General features: G+C 42.3%; 19 protein-coding genes. 8 read left to right on the top strand and 11 right to left on the bottom strand.

The genetic code is table 11. The features are described 5' to 3' along the window. Nucleotides 1-35 precede the first annotated feature (35 nt). The gene (locus WCG05_02300; protein ID MEI8320828.1) at nt 36-269 is read left to right on the top strand and encodes a DUF1653 domain-containing protein; all 234 of its coding nucleotides are present in this window, start codon (nt 36-38) and stop codon (nt 267-269) included. 33 nt (nt 270-302) lie between these two features. Here the strand turns inward: WCG05_02300 and WCG05_02305 are convergent, their stop codons facing one another. From WCG05_02305 to WCG05_02325, 5 genes are all read right to left on the bottom strand, one after another. Then, nucleotides 303-1,712, bottom strand: a complete 1,410-nt coding sequence (locus WCG05_02305) for an efflux transporter outer membrane subunit (protein ID MEI8320829.1) — start codon at nt 1,710-1,712, stop codon at nt 303-305. Continuing rightward, nucleotides 1,709-2,665 carry an efflux RND transporter periplasmic adaptor subunit gene (locus WCG05_02310; GenBank protein MEI8320830.1) on the bottom strand — a complete coding sequence of 319 codons (957 nt, stop codon included), beginning with the start codon at nt 2,663-2,665 and terminating at the stop codon, nt 1,709-1,711. Before WCG05_02310 ends, WCG05_02305 begins: the two co-directional genes overlap by 4 nt. After that, nucleotides 2,666-3,415, bottom strand: coding sequence for an ABC transporter ATP-binding protein (locus WCG05_02315; GenBank protein MEI8320831.1), 750 nt, complete (start codon nt 3,413-3,415; stop codon nt 2,666-2,668). A 2-nt stretch (nt 3,416-3,417) separates the two neighbouring features. Continuing rightward, complete coding sequence (locus WCG05_02320) at nt 3,418-4,581, bottom strand: ABC transporter permease (GenBank protein ID MEI8320832.1); 1,164 nt, start codon at nt 4,579-4,581, stop codon at nt 3,418-3,420. A 100-nt stretch (nt 4,582-4,681) separates the two neighbouring features. Continuing rightward, nucleotides 4,682-5,836, bottom strand: a complete 1,155-nt coding sequence (locus tag WCG05_02325) for an ATP-binding protein (protein MEI8320833.1) — start codon at nt 5,834-5,836, stop codon at nt 4,682-4,684. Between the two features lie 120 nt (nt 5,837-5,956). Here WCG05_02325 and mutS point away from each other — a divergent pair, with 120 nt between their 5' ends. Genes mutS through asnB form a run of 5 tightly spaced genes read left to right on the top strand, consistent with a single transcriptional unit; the run spans nt 5,957 to nt 13,052 of the window. After that, nucleotides 5,957-8,581: a DNA mismatch repair protein MutS gene (mutS, locus tag WCG05_02330; GenBank protein MEI8320834.1), complete on the top strand. Its 2,625-nt coding sequence runs from the start codon at nt 5,957-5,959 to the stop codon at nt 8,579-8,581. Beyond that, entirely contained in the window at nt 8,581-9,498 is a 918-nt protein-coding gene (locus WCG05_02335) for a DMT family transporter (GenBank protein ID MEI8320835.1), read from the top strand. Before mutS ends, WCG05_02335 begins: the two co-directional genes overlap by 1 nt. After that, nucleotides 9,498-10,058, top strand: coding sequence for a 16S rRNA (guanine(966)-N(2))-methyltransferase RsmD (gene rsmD, locus WCG05_02340; protein ID MEI8320836.1), 561 nt, complete (start codon nt 9,498-9,500; stop codon nt 10,056-10,058). The genes WCG05_02335 and rsmD overlap by 1 nt, the downstream gene beginning before the upstream one ends. Beyond that, a complete protein-coding gene (locus WCG05_02345) occupies nt 10,055-11,158 on the top strand; it encodes a glycosyltransferase (GenBank protein ID MEI8320837.1) in 1,104 nt (367 codons plus the stop codon). Before rsmD ends, WCG05_02345 begins: the two co-directional genes overlap by 4 nt. Before the next feature lies 1 nt (nt 11,159). After that, a complete protein-coding gene (gene asnB, locus WCG05_02350) occupies nt 11,160-13,052 on the top strand; it encodes an asparagine synthase (glutamine-hydrolyzing) (GenBank protein ID MEI8320838.1) in 1,893 nt (630 codons plus the stop codon). 58 nt (nt 13,053-13,110) lie between these two features. Here asnB and WCG05_02355 read toward each other — a convergent pair whose 3' ends face one another. The 6 genes from WCG05_02355 to WCG05_02380 all read right to left on the bottom strand — a co-directional run bounded on the left by WCG05_02355 (nt 13,111) and on the right by WCG05_02380 (nt 19,380). Beyond that, entirely contained in the window at nt 13,111-14,166 is a 1,056-nt protein-coding gene (locus tag WCG05_02355; GenBank protein ID MEI8320839.1) for a hypothetical protein, read from the bottom strand. Beyond that, a complete protein-coding gene (locus WCG05_02360) occupies nt 14,166-15,386 on the bottom strand; it encodes a type II secretion system F family protein (GenBank protein MEI8320840.1) in 1,221 nt (406 codons plus the stop codon). Before WCG05_02360 ends, WCG05_02355 begins: the two co-directional genes overlap by 1 nt. Continuing rightward, entirely contained in the window at nt 15,370-17,046 is a 1,677-nt protein-coding gene (locus tag WCG05_02365; GenBank protein ID MEI8320841.1) for a GspE/PulE family protein, read from the bottom strand. The genes WCG05_02360 and WCG05_02365 overlap by 17 nt, the downstream gene beginning before the upstream one ends. Then, the gene (locus WCG05_02370) at nt 17,036-17,521 is read right to left on the bottom strand and encodes an A24 family peptidase (GenBank protein ID MEI8320842.1); all 486 of its coding nucleotides are present in this window, start codon (nt 17,519-17,521) and stop codon (nt 17,036-17,038) included. Before WCG05_02370 ends, WCG05_02365 begins: the two co-directional genes overlap by 11 nt. 133 nt (nt 17,522-17,654) lie before the next feature. Continuing rightward, nucleotides 17,655-18,368, bottom strand: a complete 714-nt coding sequence (locus WCG05_02375) for a hypothetical protein (GenBank protein MEI8320843.1) — start codon at nt 18,366-18,368, stop codon at nt 17,655-17,657. A gap of 241 nt (nt 18,369-18,609) precedes the next feature. After that, nucleotides 18,610-19,380, bottom strand: coding sequence for a cell cycle transcriptional regulator TrcR (locus WCG05_02380; protein ID MEI8320844.1), 771 nt, complete (start codon nt 19,378-19,380; stop codon nt 18,610-18,612). A 173-nt stretch (nt 19,381-19,553) separates the two neighbouring features. On the opposite strand from WCG05_02380, the gene glmU reads away from it, so the two are divergent. Continuing rightward, nucleotides 19,554-20,882 carry a bifunctional UDP-N-acetylglucosamine diphosphorylase/glucosamine-1-phosphate N-acetyltransferase GlmU gene (gene glmU / locus WCG05_02385; GenBank protein ID MEI8320845.1) on the top strand — a complete coding sequence of 443 codons (1,329 nt, stop codon included), beginning with the start codon at nt 19,554-19,556 and terminating at the stop codon, nt 20,880-20,882. A 9-nt stretch (nt 20,883-20,891) separates the two neighbouring features. Next, nucleotides 20,892-22,712: a glutamine--fructose-6-phosphate transaminase (isomerizing) gene (gene glmS, locus WCG05_02390; GenBank protein ID MEI8320846.1), complete on the top strand. Its 1,821-nt coding sequence runs from the start codon at nt 20,892-20,894 to the stop codon at nt 22,710-22,712. Nucleotides 22,713-22,715: the final 3 nt, after the last annotated feature.

Genomic DNA, 22,715 nt, shown 5'->3' on the forward strand with positions numbered 1-22,715 from the left:
TTTTTTGAAGTCGTTAAGTTGTAGAAAGGTATTTCATGAAGCTAGGTGTTTATCAGCACTATAAAGGCAATTTATATCAAGTGATAGGCTTAGCACGGCATTCGGAAACCTTAGAGGCAATGGTTGTGTACCAGGCGCTCTATGAGGGCTTTGGCCTTTGGGTGCGTCCAGCAGGCATGTTTTTAGAAATAATTTCCTTTGAAGGAAAAGAGGTTCCCAGATTCAAATTTGTATCTGAGGGCTTAGGGCAGTTGCCTAAGGTGGACTGATAGCATCACAGGGTACTATCAGCCTATCAACACTTACAAAACCTGCCACCCACCCCCAAGGGCCTTGTATAAATTAATAATATCTAAAGCCAAGTTACTTGCGCTTCCAAGAACATCTAGTTTTTTGCTTAGGAAATCTGCTTCGGCCTGTAGGGTTGGCATCACTGGATCAAGTCCTGCATCAAATCGGGATTGATTTAGATTAAGCACCTGTTGCAAAGCCTTCTTTGATTTTTCTAGATCTGCTATTTTCTTCAGTTCGTTGGCATAATTAACAAGGGCATTTTCCACCTCGGCCAGGGCATTCAAAATGGTCTGGCGATAGAGTAACGTCGCATTATTTTTTAAGGCTTCTGTGGCCAAAATCTGATCGCGTACCCGACCAAAATCAAAAATATCCCAGGTAAGACCGGGTCCCACAGAATAAGTTAAGCTATCAGATGAAATCAGGTTTGAGGAATTTAAGGATTGATACCCAATAGATCCGGTTAGATTAAAAGATGGGTAAAGACCACCTTCTGCGACCCCAATACGAGCAGTAGCGCCAGCCAAAGTCATTTCAGCTTGTTGAATATCTGGGCGGCGTTCTAATAAATCTGAGGGCAGTCCCGAAAATACAGCAGCGTCCATTCTAGGTATTTTTCCAATTGGATTTAATAGCTCATAAAGAGCGGTAGGTTCTTGAGATGTTAAAGCGCTTAGAGCATGCATATAGTTTTTGATTGCAGCCTTCAGAGGATACTTCATGGCTTTGTAGGTTTCCCAGACGCTTTTTGAACTTTCCACGTCAATTTGGTTGATTAATCCACTTTTCTTTAGGTCCCGTCTTAGGTCATAAATAGCTTTATATTTTTCACATAGGTGACGGGTTATCTTTAGTTGATTTTGTGCGGTTCTAAGTCTTACATATGTTTGGGCTACATTCGATACAAGACTTAAAAAGACTCCATAGGAAGTTGCAATTTGAGCGTTCAAATCAGCAAGGGCTGCTTCTTTAGCGCGAGCAAGTTTTCCAAATAAATCCAGCTCCCAAGAAACTGAGGGGGCAACTGTATAAAGGTTATATTTTCTTTGATTGCGAACAAGATAGTAATTTTCGCTACCCTCATTGGCAGAGGCATTAGCCCCTAAGGTAAAGAGAGGAAACAAATTAGCCTCAGCCCTTTTAAGGAGTGCTTGGTTTTGAATAATCAGGGCTTGTGCCCCTTTTAAATCAAGGTTTTGCTTAGCCACTTGATCGATCAGCTGGTTTAGAATTGGATCATTAAAATTTTCCCACCATTTGACGGTTTGGGTGGCATCTTTTTGTTCCTCCAAAAGATTCGACCAGGTTTTAGGAACTTCTTGGGTGGGTCTTTTATAATCGGGCCCTATGGTGCAGGTGGTTAAAAGTAAAAAAAGAAGACTTGTGACGGTGTGCTTAATTTGTGGAAGCGGTATCACTTAGGGACCTCGATATAAACATCAAGCTGCTGTCCTATGTAGGATGCAAAATCTTTTGGATCATAGGTATAGACGACCTGTAAAACCCGCACGTCAATTTTTTCTTGGGGGGATCCGGTCAGCTGACTTTTGGGCACAACATAGGGTTCAAAATGGTCATATTCCACAGGAATTTTGCGGGAAGTATTTCCTCTTAAGTAAGCAGTAGCTCGAGCCCCTGGCTTAAATTTCCAAGCATCATTTTCATCGATTTCAATGCGAATCTGATATTTTGATACCCCACCAAACAGAACAGGCGGGGTGGATAGGGTATTTGAATCTGTTACGAACTCGCCTTCATTAATATTAACTTGCAGTACTTCTCCATCTGCGGGCGCCCTCACGGTTAATAGTTCTAAATTAAGCTCTGATGACTTTAAATCAGCTTCAGCGCTTTTGATTGAAGATTCAGCTACCTGAACAGCTGCTTCTGCCAGGAGCATATTATCCCGCCGGGTGATAATGTCCTCTTGACTGACGGCTCCTTTGTTCTGAACTTTTTGAATCAGGTTATAGAGGTGTTTTTTGTTTTTCAAGTCTACCTGGGTCTGGTTCAGACTAGATTTAGCCAGCCTAAGGGCTGCTTTTTTAATTTCTAAATCTGCCTGGGCTTGTCTTTGGTCCAGGATAAATAGGGGGTCTCCTTTTTGTACAAAGTCCCCTTGGTTGACGATAATTTTATTAACCACGCCTGACCCGAAAGTGCCAATATCCGTGTTGCTGCCATAGGCTTCAATAATGCCAGATGCTGCGATGTAATTGTCATAGGGGGCAAAGGCTGGGGCCATGATGGGCTGGGCAACGGGGGGGCGTTCCCGGTCTTTCATGACCATGTAGCCGCCTCCTAAAGCTCCAAAGATAGCCAGAACTATCAAGATTTTTTCAATACTGATATATTTTTTCAATAGGCCCATTTACCGGTTTTTCCCTGTTAATAATTCTTCCTCTTCACTTTTTAGGGCATCCTTATACGAGTTTACCACTTTCTTGACTATACCATCTTCCATCATCGCAATGCGATCTGCAAATGGAAAAATACGAATGTCATGGGTCACCACAATCAAAGTGCGGCCTTTTTGCAATACTATTTTCTTCATAAGGTCTAAAATTTTTTGTCCCGTTTCCCCGTCTAGGGAGCTTGTGGGCTCATCACATACAATCAGCTGAGGATCATGAATCAGGGCCCGGGCAATGGCAACGCGCTGCTGCTGCCCACCCGATAGATCATTGGGAAGCGTATCAACTTTGTCTTCCAGCCCAACATCCTTTAAAAGTTCTTTTGCTTGGTGAACAGCTTCATGGCGACTTATTCCATTAATGATCAGGGGAACGGCTACATTTTCTGCTGAGGTGAGAGAAGGAATTAAATTAAAAGCCTGAAAAACAAACCCAATGTTTTTCGCTCGAAAGCTGTTTTTTTCTGCGTCGGTTAGGTTGCCCATAACATTGCCCAAGACGGCGCAGTTGCCTTCGTTATAATTCAAAATGCCGGCGATAATTGAAATCAATGTTGTCTTGCCACAGCCAGAAGGGCCAACCAACATCAGCAGCTCTCCTTTATACGCCTCTAAGGTAATCCCACGCAGCGCTTGAACTTTTGTAGGCTCATTTTCGGCTCCATAGGTTTTTTTAAGATTTGTGCAACTGACAATACTTTCAGACATATCTATCCTTTAAATACAATGGCAGCTTCAAGTTTAATCACTTTTCGGATGCTCAGCAAAGCACTAAGGGCTGTAATCAACAGAACGCCGCAAAAGCTAAAAACCAACAGTTGCCAAGGGAATCGGAAGGCGATGGCGGCTGTTTTTCCCAAGAAAGACCAAAATAAATAGGTTCCCCCAAGTCCCAATCCATATCCTAAACTGCCCACCAAACCGGCTTGTACCAAAATCATTTTTAATAAAGTTCTGTTTGTGGTTCCCATGGCTTTTAGCACCCCAAAATATTTTAAATTTTCGAGCGTAAAACTATAAAAGGTTTGGGCTGAAATGACAGCGCCCACTAAAAACCCCATCAACACAGAAAACCCAAAGTTGATGGGAATGCCTGTATATTTTAGATAGTAACTTACTGTTAGGTCTTTAAATCCCTGGGCTGTGTGTGCCCCCATTTTTGTTTCTGATTTGATGCGATTTTTGACAGCTTCAACATCAGCGCCTTTTTTAACTTTTACCAAAATGAACGACAGTAAATCCCGTTGGGGTGGCGCAAAGCTTAAAGCCCGGGAATATGTCGTAAACACAATGGGTTGGGATTGAAAAGTTTTGGTTGTCTGGGCAATGCCCACAACCTTGGCGCGAGTATCATTAATTTCGATTACATCCCCCACAGCCAGGGAAATTTTTTTGCCTCCTGGATAGGCAGGTGGGTGCGCAAGTTTATCTTCAGCGCCTTCCTGGTTAACGATGATGGCGTTCTGTTGTCGCAGGTCTGCCAACTTTCCAGAAAGCATCACAGCGGGGCCTCCAATCATGGTTGAATCGTCAATGCCAATCACGTTACAAGACTGAAAGTTGCCGTCGGGTAAGCGGGCTTGGATCAAGCCCTTGTACAAGGGTTTTGCCCATTCAACCCCCGGAATGCTAGCCACCCGATACTGCATGGTGCTAGGCATGCCCTTGCTATCATCCAGAAATTTGACCATAGGATCCATCACCCAAATATCTGCAATACCAATATCAGAAATAAAACTGAACGTGCGGGTCATAATACCAAAGAAAATGCCCGGCTGCTGGGTCATGATAAGAGAGGCAAATGAGATACCCAAAAGAATTCCCAAGAATTTCCCCCGGTCCCCCATCAACATTTTTATGCAAATATAAATCATGATTTTTTTATATTATACCAAGTCAGAAAAATAATCGAGATTTTCTCAAGCCCATTGATCCCTCAATGCAAAATGCACCATGAAATTTCAAATTGGCAATTTAAATTTTCAGGGTGAATTTTGTTAAAGGGCACACTTCGATGCGGTCTTTTAAGAAATAGGATGTGGTGCCTGGATAAATTATTTGCAGGGAATCTAGCTTTAAGTCCTCCATGGCGATATCCATAGAAGGGGTCAATTTCGGGGCGTCGGATAATTTAAATTCAAATCCTTTTCGTTTTCCATCTTTCAAAATAAGCAAATCCAATTCGGCTTTGTTGTGAGATGCCCAAAAATAGCAATTATGGCCATCGTCTTGGTGAAATTTAATGATTTCTTCCATGGCAAAACCCTCCCAGGAGGCACCGCTCTTAGGATGAGTAAATATTTCATTATAATTCTTAATGCCAAAAACATAGTGCAAAAGGCCACTATCTCGATAATAGATTTTAGGACTTTTCACTTGTCGTTTTTTTAGATTCTCAAACCATGGTTTTAACTGACGAATCATAAAGGATCCGCTCAAATAGGATAAATATTTGATAATTGTCGGCTGACTTACGCCCAAGGCATTGGCTAATTCTGAGGCATTTAAAGTCTGCCCATGATAGTGGGCAAGCATAAACCATAATTTTCTAAGGGTTTCTGGCTGGAAAGAAAATCCCAAATTGGCGAGATCCTGTTCTACGTAGGTGCGCATGTAGCCTTCTCGCCAATCGTAACTTTCGTTGCTTTCTAAAAGATAGCTTTTGGGGAATCCTCCTTGGGTCCATAACCTCTGCCAGTTATCAACCTCATTGATGGAAAAAGGGGTGATTTCGATGTATGAAATACGGCCTGCTAAAGTTTCTGAAGATTGTTGAATCAATTCTTTTGCAGCGCTGCCTAATATTAAAAACTTTTGATCAAGCTGTTCATCATACAGGTATCGCAAATAGGTAAAAAGATCGGGCCTACGCTGAATTTCATCTATGACAATCAGTCCCTTAAGACGGGGAAGCACTAAGTCTGGCGTCTGCAGAGCTTCAAGATCCGATGGCTTTTCCAAATCAAAATACCCAGGATCTTGCCGCGTTTTGCCTTCTTTTCCCCATAAATGTCGTGCGAGTGTTGTTTTGCCACATTGGCGGGGGCCAATAAGACAAACGATTCGGTTAACATGAAACGCTTTTTCAATGCGGGCTAATAACTCTGAGCGATTTAATTGTTTCATCATAACTGCATTCTACCATGAAAATTCAAATTGGCAATTTGAATTTTCATGGTAGAATGAAAGGCTTTCTATCCAGCAAATAAATTCTTTTAAGAATGTTATAAATGGAATAGATTAGGATCCATGATGAATTCGACTAACATTTCACCGCTTGTGGCGCCGACAGAAAATACGGCCAGCATGACCCCCATGTTGCAGCAATATCATGAGGTCAAAAAGCAATATCCGGGGGCTCTTTTACTCTTCCGGCTGGGTGATTTTTACGAACTTTTTTTTGAGGATGCAGTAATGGCTGCAAAGGCCTTGACTATTACCCTGACCCGACGGGCGCAAAAGGGGGAAGATGTGCCCATGTGCGGTATTCCTTTTCATGCGTCGGAAGCCTATATCGCCCGCCTGATCAACCAGGGGTTCAAAGTGGCTATTTGCGAACAAATGGAAACGCCTGAAGAGGCCAAAAAGCGTGGCCACAAGGCCATTGTTAGGCGAGACGTTATTCGGGTGATTACGCCCGGAACTTTAACGGAAGATGCTTTGCTGGAAGGACGCCATAACAATTTCTTGCTAGCCATGAAAGAACAGAAAAATGCGATCGGTATTGCCTGTGTTGATATTTCAACGGGGGAATTCATTTTGCAATCTGTTCCCCTGCCCATGCTAGAGTCGGCGCTATATAGGCTGGACCCAAAAGAAATTTTGGTGAGCCAAAATTTGCTGAAACACCCGGATCTTTATGAGGTTTTTAAGGTTTATAAAAATAAAATCACCCCCCAACCCGATGTGCGATTTGATCTGAAAAATGGACAAAAACGGCTTGAAACTTTTTTTGACACAAAGGCTTTGGAAGTTTTTGGTAATTTCACGGACCTGGAGATTATGGCCGGTGGAGCCATTTTAGAATATGTTGAACTGACGCAAAAATCTTCGTTCCCTCGGTTACAAGCCCCCCAAAAAATGCACCAACATTCTTTTTTGCATATTGATGCGGCAACCAGAAGAAATTTGGAATTAGAATGCACCCAAATGGGGGAAAGATCTGGCAGTTTGCTGTCTACGATTGATAAAACTCTAACGGCGGCGGGGGGCAGGCTTTTGGCTAGAAGTCTGGCCTTTCCCTTTATCGATAAGGCAAAAATTGATCATCGATTAAATCAGGTAGAGTGGTTTCTTGAAAGGCCCTTCCTTCGGGATTCTTTAAAAGATTTACTGAAAAAAATGCCAGATGGAGAGCGCATTCTAACCCGTCTTTCTATGGGTCGGTCAGGTCCACGAGATCTGGGGGCCATTCGTACTATGTTGGAAATTGCCAGTAAGATTCGGGAAATTTTACTACCTTTCCAAGATAAAATGGATGGCCGTTTGTCAGAGCACCCAACGCTGCTAGCTAAATTGTCTAACGCCTTGGGAGAAAGCCTGCCTGTTTTGGCCAGAGAAGGAAACTTTGTTGCCCCCGGTTATATGCAGGAACTGGACGCATTACGTGATCTTAAGGATGGAAGTCAGCAGACTATGGCTGCCTTGCAAACTCGGTATATTCAAGAAACGGGGATAGGGTCTTTAAAGATTAAATATAATAATATTTTAGGGTATTACATTGATATCACCAGTATTCATAAGGACCGGGTGCCAGATACGTTTTTCCATCGCCAAACTTTGATTAACAGTATGCGTTTTAGTACGGCAGAACTTTCCGAACTGCAGGAAAAAGTAAACTCAGCCGCTGAAAAAGTACTGGCTTTGGAGTTGACTATTTTTGAAGATTTGGTGCGCGACATTCAGCAACAGCAACAAGATCTGATGCAGATGTGTCAAACCCTGGCGACCGTAGACTTAATTCTTTCCTTTGCAACCTTGGCCCAGGAATATAACTATAAAAAACCCAGGATTTTGGAAAGGGAAATCTTGCTGATTAAAGGGGGGCGCCACCCGGTTGTTGAACAATTTTTGAAAAGGCAAAATGAAGAATTTATCGCCAATGACTGTGATTTGAATTCTGAAAATTATCTGTGGCTTTTAACGGGTCCGAACATGGCAGGCAAAAGCACATACCTTCGACAGAATGCTTTGATTGTGATTTTGGCCCAGATGGGGTGCTATGTGCCAGCGGATGAAGCCCATATTGGCATTGTTGACAAGGTGTTTAGCCGGGTTGGGGCCTCTGACGATTTGGCGCGGGGTCGATCAACCTTTATGGTGGAAATGGTTGAAACGGGCACCATTTTGAATCAAGCAACTTCTAAGTCTTTAGTGATCTTAGATGAAATTGGCCGAGGGACCTCAACCTATGACGGACTCTCTTTAGCTTGGGCTACTATGGAATATCTGCATGAAAAACAAAAATGCAGAACTTTGTTTGCGACCCATTATCATGAGTTAACTGTTCTGGCAGAGTCTTTAAAACATCTTAGCTGCTATACCATTAAAATAAAAGAATGGGAGGATAAAGTTATTTTTATGCATACTATTATCCCAGGGTGTGCTGATAAGTCTTATGGTATTCATGTGGCGGAACTTGCAGGGCTTCCTAAGGCCGTTATCGCTCGGGCGAAAAGTGTTTTGGCGGCACTTGAAGATTCAAAAGACTTTCAAAAAAAATCAGTCAACATACACGCTATGCCTTTATTTGATCACATAGAACCCACACAAAAAGAATCAAAACTAGAAGAAAAACTAAAGACTATTCAAGTGGACGATCTTTCCCCCAAGGACGCCCTGAATTTGATTTATGAGTTGAAGGATTTAATTTAATGCACGAATATTTACGTTCAAAGTCCATGAAAACTCAGGCCATATTTTGGATTCTAATCTGCAAATTTTCTTTTGTGGTTATGATGGTAATCGTGAAGGCTCAGTCTTCTTACCCAACACTACAATTAAATTTTCTGCGGAGTCTTTTGGTGATGGTTGCGGTAGCACCCTTGCTGCTAAGGCATGGGATGAAAGGGTTTCAAACCAAAAAACCTGGCAATCAGCTTTATCGGGTTGTTTTTGGAATGGCCGCCATGATTTGTATGTTTTATGCGTACCGTGTGTTGACTTTGTCAAAGGCTAGTGCTCTTGAGTTTTCTTATGGGTTAGTTCTGCCTGTGATGGCCATGTTTTTCTTGAAAGAAAAAATTCAAACCAATCGCTGGTTTTCGTTAATTTTGGGATACGTTGGGGTTTGGCTGATTATTGACCCGGTTTATGAACGGCTTGAGTTTGGTGAGCTGATTATGCTTATTAGCGTGCTTTTGAAGTCAGCGTCCAGCATTCATTTAAAGAAGCTAACGGATACAGATGCTCCTCTGTTATCAGTTTTTTATTCAGGTCTTGCGACGGTTACGTGTTTGGGAATCTATTTTTTAGCTATTCCCTATTTTCCAGCAGCACAAAACCTTTTCTGGGCAGCGTGGCATCCCGTGAATGTCGAGGGCGCGTGGTGGATTCTGCTGATGGGGGTTTGCTCCTTTATCGCCCAATACAGTTACATCCAAGCCTTTCGTCGTGGACAACTTAACTTCTTGTCTGGGTTCGAATATTTGAAAATTATATTCTCTACCATTTTCGGTATTTTAATATTTGCCCAAACTCCTAGTTGGCAAACCATTATGGGAGGCTTTATTATTTTAGTCAGCAGCTATTTCATTGCCCGCAAGGAAGTTAAAGAATCGGTGGAAATTTGATGCAAATTCTGGGTGGAAAATTCAAAGGGAAAAAATTAGCCTGTCCTTTGGGCAGCCATACCAGACCAACTTTGGGCCATATAAGGCAAGCTATTTTTAATGTGCTGGAAAATAGGTTTAAAATTAACTTTTTTGAAACATCTGTTTTAGATTTATATGCAGGAACGGGAGCCTTGGGGTTTGAGGCTCTTTCCAGAGGATCCCCCAACGCCGTTTTTATTGATCAGGCAAGTGAAGTGGTTGCTGTTTTGAAGCAAAATCTTAAAAATGTTCCTGAGGCGCTTGTTTTACAAAAAGATATTATTTCTTTGAAAAAAAATACCTTCAGTCCTTTTGATCTGGTTTTTATGGATCCTCCTTATGATACAAACCTAATTTCGAAAACAGTTGATGTTTTGCAACAGGGGGGTTGGGTCCACCCCAACAGTTTGGGGGTTGTGGAAATCGGCTTGAAAGAAGATCTTGTTGTGCCTAACAATTGTCAGATAGTGCATCAAAAACAGTATTCATCCTGTCACATTGGTTTTATTAGATTTCTATCTAAGGAAGAATTACTATGAAAAAAATTTGCCATATTATTACAAGTTTGAATCAGGGTGGGGCAGAAGAAATGCTCTATAAGCTATTAGAGCACGGGCACCGGAAAAAGTTTGAAAATATTGTTGTTTCTTTGCAAACGAAAGGGGTTTATGGCGATCAAATAGAAGCTTTGGGAATCCCCGTTTATGCATTGAGTATGACGGGTATTTTGTCTTTTTTTAAAGGGGTTTCCATCTATTCCAAAATCATCAAGAAACACAAACCAGATATCATTCAATGTTGGATGTATCATGCGATTTTTTTTGGCATGCTTTTCAAAATATTTTCCTTAAAAGCCAAGCTGCTTTTTAATATCAGGGCCAGTTTAGATGGTCTTCAATATGAAAACAGTTTGTTAAAAATACTGATCAAGATGGGGTCTTATTTTTCCAACACCTCAGACCGCATTATTTATAATTCTTTCTATGCGGCCAAACAGCATGAACAAATGGGGTGGTGTTCTGATAAGACGGTGGTTATTCCCAACGGATTTAACCTAAAAATTTTCAAAGCATCCAAGAAAATTTATGATCAATTTAGACAAGATAGAAGATTAGATGCTGACACGAAAATTGTGGGTATGATTGCCCGGCATCATCCCATTAAAAACCAAGAAGGTTTTTTAAAGGTGATTGAAATTCTTTCTAAAAATGATTTAAAAGATGTTGTTTTTTTGTTGATAGGGAAAGGCTGTCGTGATCTGGGGCGCACAGATATTAGAACTCATGTTTTATATATGGAAAATAGGCCAACATCAGAAGTCTTACCGGCCTTTGATGTATTTGTTTTGCCATCATGGGGGGAAAGTTTCCCTAATGTTGTGGGGGAAGCAATGGCATGTGGCATTCCTTGTGTTGTGACAGATGTTGGGGATTGCCAAAAAATAGTTGGCTCTTTAGGAGCAGTTGTTAAGCCAGGGGACTACGAAAAAATGGCGGAGCAAATTTTAAAATATTTAAATTTTTCTCATGCGCAAAAAAAAGAATATATTCAAAAAAGTGAAAAACACTTAAAAGAAAATTATGACTTGCCGATGATTGTGGAAAAATATGAAAGTTTGTATCAGGAGACCTTGAAATAATATGTGTGGTATTTTTGGTTTCTACGGTCCCAGAGCTGGGAAAATTTCTGAAGAGGTTCCTCGTCAAATGCAAAAACTTTTGCATCACCGGGGCCCCGACGATGGGGGCTTGTGGACAGAAGAATCTGTTACCTTTGGTCAGACACGTCTTTCCATTCTTGATTTATCTCCTGCGGGGCATCAGCCCATGTTTTCGGCGTCCGGCCGTTTTGCCATCACCTTTAATGGGGAAATTTATAACTTTCTTTCCCTAAAAAAAACCTTAATTGAACGGGGTTTTTCTAGTGCTTTTCGGGGGCACAGTGATACGGAAATTTTGTTGGAGTGCCTAGAACATTTAGGTATTCAAGAAACCCTTTCCAAAAGTGTGGGCATGTTTGCCTTTGCCCTGTGGGACAGGCAAACAAAAACCCTGTATTTGGGACGGGATCGGTTTGGGGAAAAACCCCTCTACTATGGCATTCAAAAAGGAATACTGGCTTTTGCATCGGAATTGAAAGCTTTAAAACCTTTAAAGGATTTATGGGATTTTCAGGTGAATGAAGATATTTTAAAACCCTATGTTCAATATGGGTACATACCAGGCACAGCCTCAGTTTTTAAAAATATTTGGAAAGTTCAACCGGGAACGTATTTGGAAATTCATGAGAATTTAGAGCCCAAATCTCATGTGTATTGGTCAGCAGTTGATCAGGCAGAAAGGTCCCGCAATAACCAGCTTCAGGTTTCTTTTTCTGAAGCCAAAAGCATGCTGGCAGACAAATTAAAGGAAAGCATTTCCTTGCAAAAAGTGGCAGATGTTCCTGTTGGGGCTTTTTTGTCCGGGGGGGTGGATTCCTCTTTGGTGGCGGCTCTTATGCAAAGTGTTTCTAAGCACCCTGTTAAAACTTTTACCATTGGCTTCCATGAAAGCAAATTTGATGAGGCACCCTATGCTAAACAGGTGGCTGAGAACCTAAAAACAGATCATACAGAAGTTTATTTAACGCAAAAAGAAACCCTGGATATTGTGGCGGATATTCCAAAGATTTATTCTGAACCCTTTGCAGATTCATCCCAAATCCCAACCTATCTTGTGAGTCGTATCGCCCGCAAAAATGTGACCGTTTGTATTTCAGGTGATGGGGGGGACGAACTCTTTGGGGGCTACGGGCGGTATTTCCATGGTCAAAAAATTTGGGATCTGGTGAAACACCTGCCGAATCCTTTGCCCAAGGTAATGGGCCATGTTTTAAAAGGGGTGCCTGAGCAGCTTCAAGTGGGGGGATTCCCCCTGGGAGATAAGGCCCATAAATTGTCAGATCTTTTCAAAAAGGCAAACTCAAGAGAAGATGTCTATAATTACCTGATTTCAGCTGAACGGGATCCAGATCAACTGGTTTTGAATCATTCAAAGAATTCTTATAGTCCGCTTAAAGCAGGAGATCTTTCCTATCAAGAATGGATGATGCTGACAGATTCTGTGACTTATTTAACAGATGATATTTTGGTCAAAGTTGATCGGGCAGCTATGGCCAATAGCTTGGAAACGCGGGTGCCTTTGTTGGACCATCGCATTTTTGAATTTGCTTGGCAGTTGCCTCTCTCTTATAAAATTCAGGGCGGGCAGGGCAAAGTGATTCTGAAATCTTTATTGGCAGACTACATCCCTCAAAATTTGATTGATCGACCCAAGATGGGGTTCGGCATTCCCTATGGGGATTGGCTGCGTCACGAACTTAAGCCCTGGGCCAATGATCTTTTGTCACAAAAAAATTTGAAAGAGCAGGGATTTTTTAATCCAGAACGGGTAGAAAATTATTGGCAGGAGCACCTAAGCGAAAAGAGACAGTGGCAACACATTCTATGGAATATCTTGATGTTTCAGGGATGGTTGAGGGAGTGGGACGTTTAAAACTTAGATTGTTATTTTGCTATCACCTTCCTACACTGTCTTGACCTGTGGATCCATACTAGATCGGATGTTGACGCAACCTCTCAACAAACTCTACTTTCTTTTCAATTTGGGGCTGCTGGGCAACAAGAGAATCATAGGCAGAAATTTTATTTTTTAGACTAGCATAGGCTGTCAAAAATTTCTGTGTTTCCAGTTTTAGGGTTTCCTGTTGTTCATTTAAAACATGTTTTATAATAAGTCCCTGGCAAATAAAAACGATGCTTAAAACTAATAACCCGGTGGAAATAAAAGTGGTCGCTTGATGAATCCAGGTCCGAACTAATTGGGCACTAAGCTGGGTATTTTCGAGTGTCAGATAGGAAGAGTCGCAAAAGACAAAAAAGGACCCCAGCACATGATAGGGAGAAAAATCCCCCGACCCAATTAACCCCAAATCTGCCATTAATTTTCCAGTATTTTCTGGCAGAGTGAAATCTAGAATATTTATATTTTCAGGATTTATACCTGTTTGCTTATGAATAAATTCTAGAGTATTTTCCAATTCTTGAAAGACACCTACGGGGCGATCAATATTAAAAAAACGAGCAAAGTAGAACTGACCATGTAAGATTATGCTGTGTCGGCAGCCCTTTTTGGCATCTCCATAAATTACTACTGTCCAAGGAGTTTGAAGCACTTTTTTGGGAAGATCTGCCAACGCAACGGGCATGCTTAGAATTTTATATAGGGGTCTTTTTTGTTCCTTAAAATCATCAAACCATTCTTTAAGGGCAGGTGTTGTTTTAACGCGGGCCCCTAGGTAATAATTTGGCATGATTCGTTTATAGCCAGCAAAATCCTGATCTCTTAGAGCAGTCTTTTTTCGGTTGCGCATCAATAGAAGTTGATCCCATATTTTCAAAGATCCCAAACTATCTATGGAAAATTTTTGAGAGGCGGTGTCTAAAACCAGCACACAGGGAATAGTTGGATTTGTATCAAGATATTTTTTAAATTGAGAGGCTTTAAAGTCTTGAAGGCCATCAAAAAATTGGGGATCTGTCAGATGATTTTGGGTAATAAAATTGGCCCATACGCCGCCATCTGTAAAAATGAAAATAGCTTTGATCATTACAAACCAACCCCTGATAAACTTTCATAAAAAGGATAGAAAAGGGCAAAGACAAACCATAGAAGAATAACGCCCAAAAAAAGCAACAAAAGAGGTTGCAGAATGTCCGTTAGGAAAGACAGTGTGTCATTCACGTGATCGTTAAAATAACCTCGCAAATGGCCGAACGTTTCATCCAAACTATCGGTGCTTTCTCCCACCTGAATCAAGTGGATCATAAAGGGAGGATATAGGGCGGTTTGGGCAAAGCTTTCCCCAAGGGTTTTCCCCTGTCGCAGACTTTGTTGAATAAAGTGGGTGCGTTGTTTTAAAAATCTGTTTGTAGATTGCTTTTCTAAAATTTCCAAGGCCCTTAAAATATCTATTTTGGCTGAAAATAAACTGGATAAAATTTCAGACTGAAAGCTTAGATCTTTCGCTTTTAACAAAGTTCCTAGCAGGGGAATTTTGTAAAGAATCTGATCAAGAGTAAGTCTGTAACGAGTTTGGGTATAAGCCCACCAAGTCACAAAAATCATTCCTCCCATAATAGTAATAATCAATAATCCATAGGATTGAAAGCCGTGAAGAGTTCCTATCAAAAGACGAGTGCTTAGGGGAAGATTTTGGTGGGTTTGCAGAAAAAAATCTTGCAATTGCGGTAGTAAAAAATAGAACAAAGAAACCAGAATGCCCCCCACCATGACAAACAGGAACAGAGGGTATCTTAGAACAGATTTAAACTTATTTTTTAAAGCCTGTACCCACTTAAAATACTGGGCGATTTTATGGAAAGATTCTGCCAATTTCCCCGTAGATTCTGCCAGCTCTAACATTCCTTGCACATAAGGACCTTGAAAGGGCATCAGGTTTGCAAAAACTTGGGAAACCTTTTGGCCCTGGGTCAGCTGTAATAGGGCTTGTTCAAGGGCGGGTTTTATTTTTTTTGGGCAAATTTTCAGATAATCTTCAAGGGCTGTTTTTAATGATACACCCCCCTTAAGCAAATAAAAAAGATACAGGCACAGGGGTTCAAAATCTTTTTCTGTGGGTTTTGGACGCAGCAGAGACAGGGCAAAAAACTGTCGTCGACACCAGATAAGATCAATCCCCTTTTGGGACAAAAAATTCAGGACCTCTTCTTTTGTAAGGGCAGGGAGGGTTCCCTGAAGCACCTGACCTTTTTGGTCTAGTCCCTTATAGGAAAATTTTTTGGTTATCCCTCTAGCCAAAATCCACATTTCTTAACAATTCCTCCATGGAGGTTTCTCCGGCCTTCAGAGCATCAATGCCATGTTCTTTCAAAGATTTAAAACCCTGTTTTTTCGCTTTTTCTTCTAAAGAAAACAAGTCTTTATCCTCTGAAATATGGCGATTGATATCACCAGAACATTCCAAGATTTCCACAAGAGGCAAGCGCCCTCTATATCCTGTTTCAAAACAGTCTGGACATCCGTGAGCCCTATAGATGGGTCCGTTTTCTATGCCCAAAAGATCCTGTTCAGTTGGGGTCAGGATTGTTTCTTGTTTGCAGGTTGGACACAATCGCCGCACCAACCGTTGAGATAAAATTCCAATTATATTATTTCCCAAAATAGTGCGGGATACCCCTAAGTCCATCAGGCGTTCGACAACACCAAATACACTATTCGTGTGCAAGGTTGTGTATACTTGATGCCCTGTCATGGCTGCTCGGCAAGCCATTTGAGCTGTATCTGCATCGCGCACTTCGCCTACAAAAATTACATCAGGATCTTGGCGTAAAATAGATCGAATTCCCTCAGCAAAGGTAAGGCCGCCTGCTTCTTTTATTTCTGTTTGACGCACCAGAGGCATCTTGTATTCGATAGGTTGCTCTAGGGTCATGATATTAACGGAAGGAGAGGAAATTTTGTGCAGCAAAGAATAGAGAGTCGTCGTTTTTCCAACTCCCGTTGGACCCGTCACGATGATCATGCCTTCAGGTCGTTGAACAATACGATTTAATAGGTCTAGGGATTGTTCTGAAAAACCCAAGTTCTCCAAAGGGACCAAGGCTGTGGCTTGGTCTAAAATTCGGATCACAATATTTTCCCCCTGTCGAGTTGGGTGTGTTGCCACACGAAAATCCAGGGGGCGGTCGGCCACATGTATAGAAAATCGACCTGCTTGAGGCAAACGGCTTTCAGCAATATTCATCCCAGAGAAAACTTTTATGTGAACGCATAGGGACTCCCAAAAATTTTTATGAAACTGAAAAGCCGGATGCAATACACCATCAATACGGTATCGAAGGCGTACATAATAATCATCAGGCTCAAAGTGAATGTCGGATGCATTTTTTTGAATGGCCTCCAGAAGAATAGATTGAAAAAGCCGGACAATAGGGCTTTCTGATAGGGTATTTTCTTTGGGGGAAGCCAATTCCTTTAGAATTTCTGTGACCTCTAAATTTTGGTCATAATGCTGTTGGATAGCCTCAAAAATTGCGGATTCTTTGGCAAAATAGGGCTTGATTTCAAGGATGTTCCCCACATGATGCTGCAGTTCATCCAAAGATAAAAGATGGGTAGGATCTGCCATGGCAATACCCATTTCAGTCCCTTTTTGATATAAAGGAATGGCCTTTAATTTTTCAGCCAAAGTTTTGGGAAATGGTCTGATCAGGTTGTGTTCAATCACAAAGTTTTTTAGATCAACTGTTTCAATTTTGTGGGTCTGATGAAAAAAGTCTTTAAGGTGCGTTTCTTCCAAAAAGCCCAAATCTAGCAACACTTGTTTTAGGGGTCTTCGGCTATTCTGGGATTCAATGCGCGCAATAATCAACTGATCTTGAGACAGAAATTTTTTGCTAATCAGTGTGTCACCCTCATCTTGCAGAGGCGATTCCTGAAGCAGAAAATAAGGATTTTTACGATGCATAGAGTCGATCTAAAAGTTGGGTTAGAAAGAAAGCAGCGAATAGAAATGGGGCAAAGGGTGTTTGCACATTTTTACTAAATCCCTCGGGCTTTACCCGCGGGACTAAAACAACGGAATGGCTCCCCGGGGCAAGCCCAGGGAAGACCGCCGAGGTACTGGTTTTCGTCCACACCCCCAACAACCCCATAATCCCACTTAGCACAAAGAACACGGGCAGGTTGTGCAGCCCCAAAGCAAAGGCCAAAAGGGGCATCAGTTTCAAGTCTCCGCCCCCTAGAATCAGAGATTGTTTTCTGTACAGAAAAAACACTACGACGGCGTAAAGAAGGGCAAAAGTAAGGCCAGCAGCTATAAAATGGGGAACTAAAAAGGTATTTGTTACAGTGCCCACTAGAATTAAAATGCCCAAGGAAATCAAAAGTCCATTCGGAACCTGTCGGCGTTTCAAATCAACCCACGAAATCCACAAGCCCATGGATACCATGCCTAAGTGTATAAAACCTTCATATAAATATATGGTACCACCATTTATTTGCTTTTATCTTCGCAAGGGCGCCAAACTTAGCACTAGAGAGTTTCGCCCAAGGGACGGAACTACAGAGATGTGCTTATTGTAGTGCCGTCTCTTCTTCCGAAGTATCCTCTGCTTTTTCCTCTGACGCATCTTCTGATTTCTCTGCTATTGGGGTATTAATAGTGCAACCCTCAAGAGAAAAAATAAGATCATCTGGCGCTGTCTGCAACAACTTTGGATCCACAGGGGCTACAGTTTCGAAAACAATAGTTTTATCTTCTTCCACATCATCATCAGCCTTGTCAGCTGCTTTGAGGAGCATTGCGAGCTCTTCAGGTGGCGTAAGTGTGAATCCACCAGAAATAGCAGTTTCCATATGGTTTTTAAGCTGTAAATTTCCCCCAATTTCAATAATTCCATTTTGATCAATGGTGTCAGCCTTGAAGATCAAACCGTATAGGCCGGAAAGTTCTGTATTTTCCTCTATAATAATAGAGCCTACAGTTCCCTTTGGTGGAATCGTCATATCTTGGATCATAAGTTGAGCACTAAGCCATGTGTCGGGGATCACAAATTCTCCTTCACTGTTCCAATAGGGGATACCATCTTCTTTTCTAATAAAAATAGAGGTGTTCTCTAAGGCCACTTCAGGATGAGGACTGAACCACTCTAAAAGCTCATAGGTCCCACTTCCCTGTGATAGGGCGGGAGAAGGTGTTCGAGCTTCCTCATCAGCTTGTGCTGCCGAATAGGCATTGGTGCTTAAGGTAAGCGCTAAAAGAGTGGTGGAAAGAAATTTAATTTTCATGCTAGTCCCCTTTATTTTTTTTTATTACTGAATTATTTGAAGGATTTGTATCAAAGGGCAGTGGGGCAGTCAAGGGGGTTTGTAAATTTTTATAAACCCCCGTCATTATTGAGGGGGGCGACGGTCGGAGAAGAATCCATCCTGGTGTGAGTAGTAACGGGGGGGCAAGAATAAGAAAACTGGATCTTTCGCCCCTCCCGCACGGGGGGGCTCAAGGATGACGGAAGAGCCTAGTTGTCTCTTACTTTGCTTTTGCCTTAGGTGTTGCTTTCTTCGCTGCCGGCTTCTTAACAGTTGCCTTTTTTGCAACAGCTTTTTTAGGGGCAGCCTTTTTCACAGGTGGTTTCTTGGCAGCTAGCTTCTTCGGTGCAACTTTTTTAACAGCCGCTTTAGCGGGTGCTTTTTTAGGGGCAATTTTCTTAGGTTCTGCCTTTTTCACTGGGGCCTTTTTAACAACCTTTGGCTTGGATTTTTTCTCAGACTTTTCGGCCAAGTGTTCTTGTTTTGCTTTATTTCTGCTCAAAAGATCGTCCAAATCACGCTGGGTGCAAATACCTAAATCAACGGGGCTGCGCGGGCGAATGTTTTGAATATTCCAATGTCCTCGACCACGAATTTTTTCAATGGTTGATTTTGTCGTGCCCACAAGCTTGATGATTTGGTTGTCCGTCAGGTCAGGATGGTTACGAATCACCCATGAAACCGCATCAGGCTTGTCATGTCGCTTGTTCAGGGGGGTATACTTGGGGCCCGATGTGCGCCGTTCTTTTTGGGTCAAATGCCCCTTTAAAGCCAATTTGCGACTTGAATCTGTCATACAAAGTTCAATTTCTTCCAAGGTCAACTGGCCATTGCTTACTGGGTCAAACCCCAGGATTGAGCCTTCTCCATCCGCTAAAGATTCTATTTCTAGAATGTGAATTTCACAGAACTCAGAAATCTGATTGAACGTTAACGTTGTATTCTCTAATAGCCAAACAGCCGTGGCTTTCGGCATTAATGGGGCTGTCATTGCGCCCTCCTTCTATTTAGGTTAAAAATCTTTAGCCATTCTATGGGGAGTTAGGCGTTTGGTAAAGGAAATTTTTTGCAAAGCCATAACTTTCTGCCCCCAGCAATATACTGTAACAATTCTTGAGCATAATTCTTCTGGCATTTTCTGTGTTTTTTGCATACTTTTAAAGTATGAGTAAGCAACCATTTTTTCCAATTATTTTAGCGGCAGGTCAAGGCAGCCGCATGAAGTCTGACACGCCAAAGGTTCTGCACCCTGTGGGGGGGCAACCTATGCTGTATCATATTCTGGCAACCCTTAAAACGATGGGGTGTGGGCAGGTGTGTGTAGTGACGGCGCCCAATATGGGTGATGTGCGAGCGACTTTGGGAAATGCCATCGATCATGCCATTCAAGAAACACCCTTGGGAACGGCCCATGCGGTCTTATCAGCGGAATCTTATATTAAAGAAAATCAGGACCCCATTTTGGTGCTTTATGGGGATACACCCCTGATTGAAGCGGAAACGTTATGGCTGATGCTGGAAGCCCTAGAACACAACCATTTGGTTGTCTTGGGCATGCATCGCACAGATCCTAAATCCTATGGACGCATTTTTGCCGATGAAACAGGCCGCATTAACCGTATTGTGGAAGCAAAAGATGCGACCTTAGAGGAACGAAGTCATACTTTGTGCAACTCAGGGGTTATGCTGATTCGTCATGAAGTGTGCTTACCCTTGCTTAAGAAGGTGTCTAATCACAATGCTAACAAAGAATTCTATCTAACGGATTTGATTGAACTAGGGAATCAGGCCGGGTACCAATCCAAAGTGATTATTCGTCATTATGATGAATTGCGCGGGGTAAATACACGCCAAGATCTTTCAGAGGTTGAACATGTTTTTCAAGACAGGAAGCGGGAAGAGTTTATGAAGCTGGGGGTTACGTTGGTTGATCCCTCAACAGTTTATTTTAGTTTTGATACAAAAATTGGTCCCGATGTCGTGATTGAACCTTTTGTTACTGTGGGGCCTGGCACTGTAATTGAAAAAGGGGTAACCCTGAAAAGTTTTACAGTTATTGAGGGATCTCATATTCAAGAAAATGCCGTGATAGGGCCTTTTGCGCGCTTGCGCCCCGGCACAAAAGTGGGCGAAAAAGCCAAAATCGGAAACTTTGTTGAGATTAAAAAATCAACTCTGGATAAGGGGGCGAAGGTGAGTCACCTTAGTTATATCGGTGACGCTACTATCGGGGAAAACACCAATATTGGGGCAGGTACTATTACCTGCAATTATGATGGGTTTTCCAAGCATGAAACCCGCTTGGGCAAGAATGTTTTTGTGGGCTCTAATACGTCCCTGGTGGCGCCCCTTGTTGTGGAAGATAATGCTATTTTGGGGGCTGGCTCCGTTGTGACAGAAAATGTTTCAAAAGACAGTTTAGTGATTGCCCGTGCGCCTCAACAGAACATTCCTCAAGGGGCAAGCAAGTTTAGAGACAAACGTAAAAAGTAAGGAATTTCCATGTGTGGCATTATTGGGGTTGTAAGCGGCAAGAACGTTGTTCCCGCTATTATCGACGGTTTAAAACGGCTGGAGTATCGAGGGTACGATTCAGCCGGTGTGGCGGTGTTAATGGATGGGCACGTTGAGCGTTGTCGGGCTGTGGGTAAGATTGTGCAACTTGAGGCTGCTCTTAAGGCGAGTCCAGTGGAAGGCACCGTTGGTATAGGACACACCCGTTGGGCAACCCACGGTGTGCCGAATGAGGCCAATGCGCATCCCCATGGCAACGATAAAGTGGCTGTTGTTCATAATGGCATTATTGAAAATTATCTTGAACTGAAAAAAGATTTACAAGGCAAGGGATACAAATTTCAAAGCGATACAGATACGGAAGTGATTGTTCACCTGTTGACGGATTTTTTGAAGGAAGGTTTATTCCCGCAAAAAGCTGCAGCAAAAACATTGGCTAAATTAGAAGGGGCTTTTGCCATTGGCATTATTTTTTCAGGGCACCCGGATTTTCTGATTTGTGCTCGTCGGGGAAGTCCCTTGGCTATTGGTCACGGTGCAGACGAAATGTTCATTGGCTCTGATGCATTGGCTTTGGCCCCGTTTACATCCCAAATTACCTATTTAGAGGAAGGAGATTGGGCCGTTATTCATCAAAAAAATTATCAAATTTTTGACCATGAGAATAATCCGGTTTCTAGGCCTATTAAGCAAACAGCCCTATCTGGCGCTATGATTGGTAAGGGTGAATATCGCCATTTTATGTTGAAAGAAATTTTTGAACAGCCTGGTGTGATTGGGGATATTTTGCAAGCCTATGTCAATCCTTCAGCCCAGGAAATTCATTTAGACATTGCCTTGGACTTCAAAAAAATATCCACGATTTATATTGTGGCGTGCGGCACGGCCTATTATGCGGGGATGGTGGCTAAATATTGGATTGAGGAATATGCCCACATTCCAGTGCAGGTTGATATTGCCTCAGAGTTCAGATATCGCCATACGCCGCTGCCTGAAAACAGTGTAGCTATTTTTATTTCCCAGTCAGGGGAAACGGCAGACACATTGGCTTGTTTGAGGCATGTCAAAGAACAAGGGCACAAAACCATTGGGGTGATCAATGTGCCGGAAAGTTCAATTGCACGAGAAGTTGATTTCTTGGCAGAAACTCACGCGGGTCCAGAAATTGGCGTAGCCTCGACCAAAGCCTTCACAGCCCAATTAACGGTGTTAGCTTGTTTTGCCTTGATGGCTGGCCGCTTGCGGGGAATCCTTTCTAAGACAGCGGAAAAAGAGTGCCTAGAAGGGCTTATGCAGTTGCCCCGCCATATGACGGAATTTTTGAATCATCAAGATGTCATTCAAAAGATTGCCCACTTTCTACAAAATTCTCAGACCTTAATTTATTTAGGCCGAGGATCTCAGTTTCCAATTGCTCTGGAAGGGGCTTTGAAGCTAAAGGAAATTTCCTATATTCATGCGGAAGGATTTGCCACGGGCGAATTAAAACATGGCCCCATTGCCTTAATTGATGAACAAACTCCGGTCATTGTTTTGATTCCGAAAGATCGGTTGCTCGCCAAGAATGTTTCTAACCTGGAAGAAGTCATTGCGCGCCAGGGGAAGATTATTTTGTTTGGGGACAAAGAAGTGATTGAGCAATTCAAAGATAAAACTTCCTTTTCCTTAGCTTTAACAGAATTACATCCCTTCGTTCAGCCAATTCTGTATAGCTTGCCTATGCAACTTTTGGCCTACTACACGGCCGTCTTTATGGGAACGGATGTGGATCAGCCTAGGAACCTAGCTAAATCCGTTACTGTGGAGTAGTCG

The organism is Alphaproteobacteria bacterium (genome assembly GCA_037146715.1).
In the GTDB taxonomy this organism is placed as follows: domain Bacteria; phylum Pseudomonadota; class Alphaproteobacteria; order UBA7879; family UBA5542; genus JBAWWO01.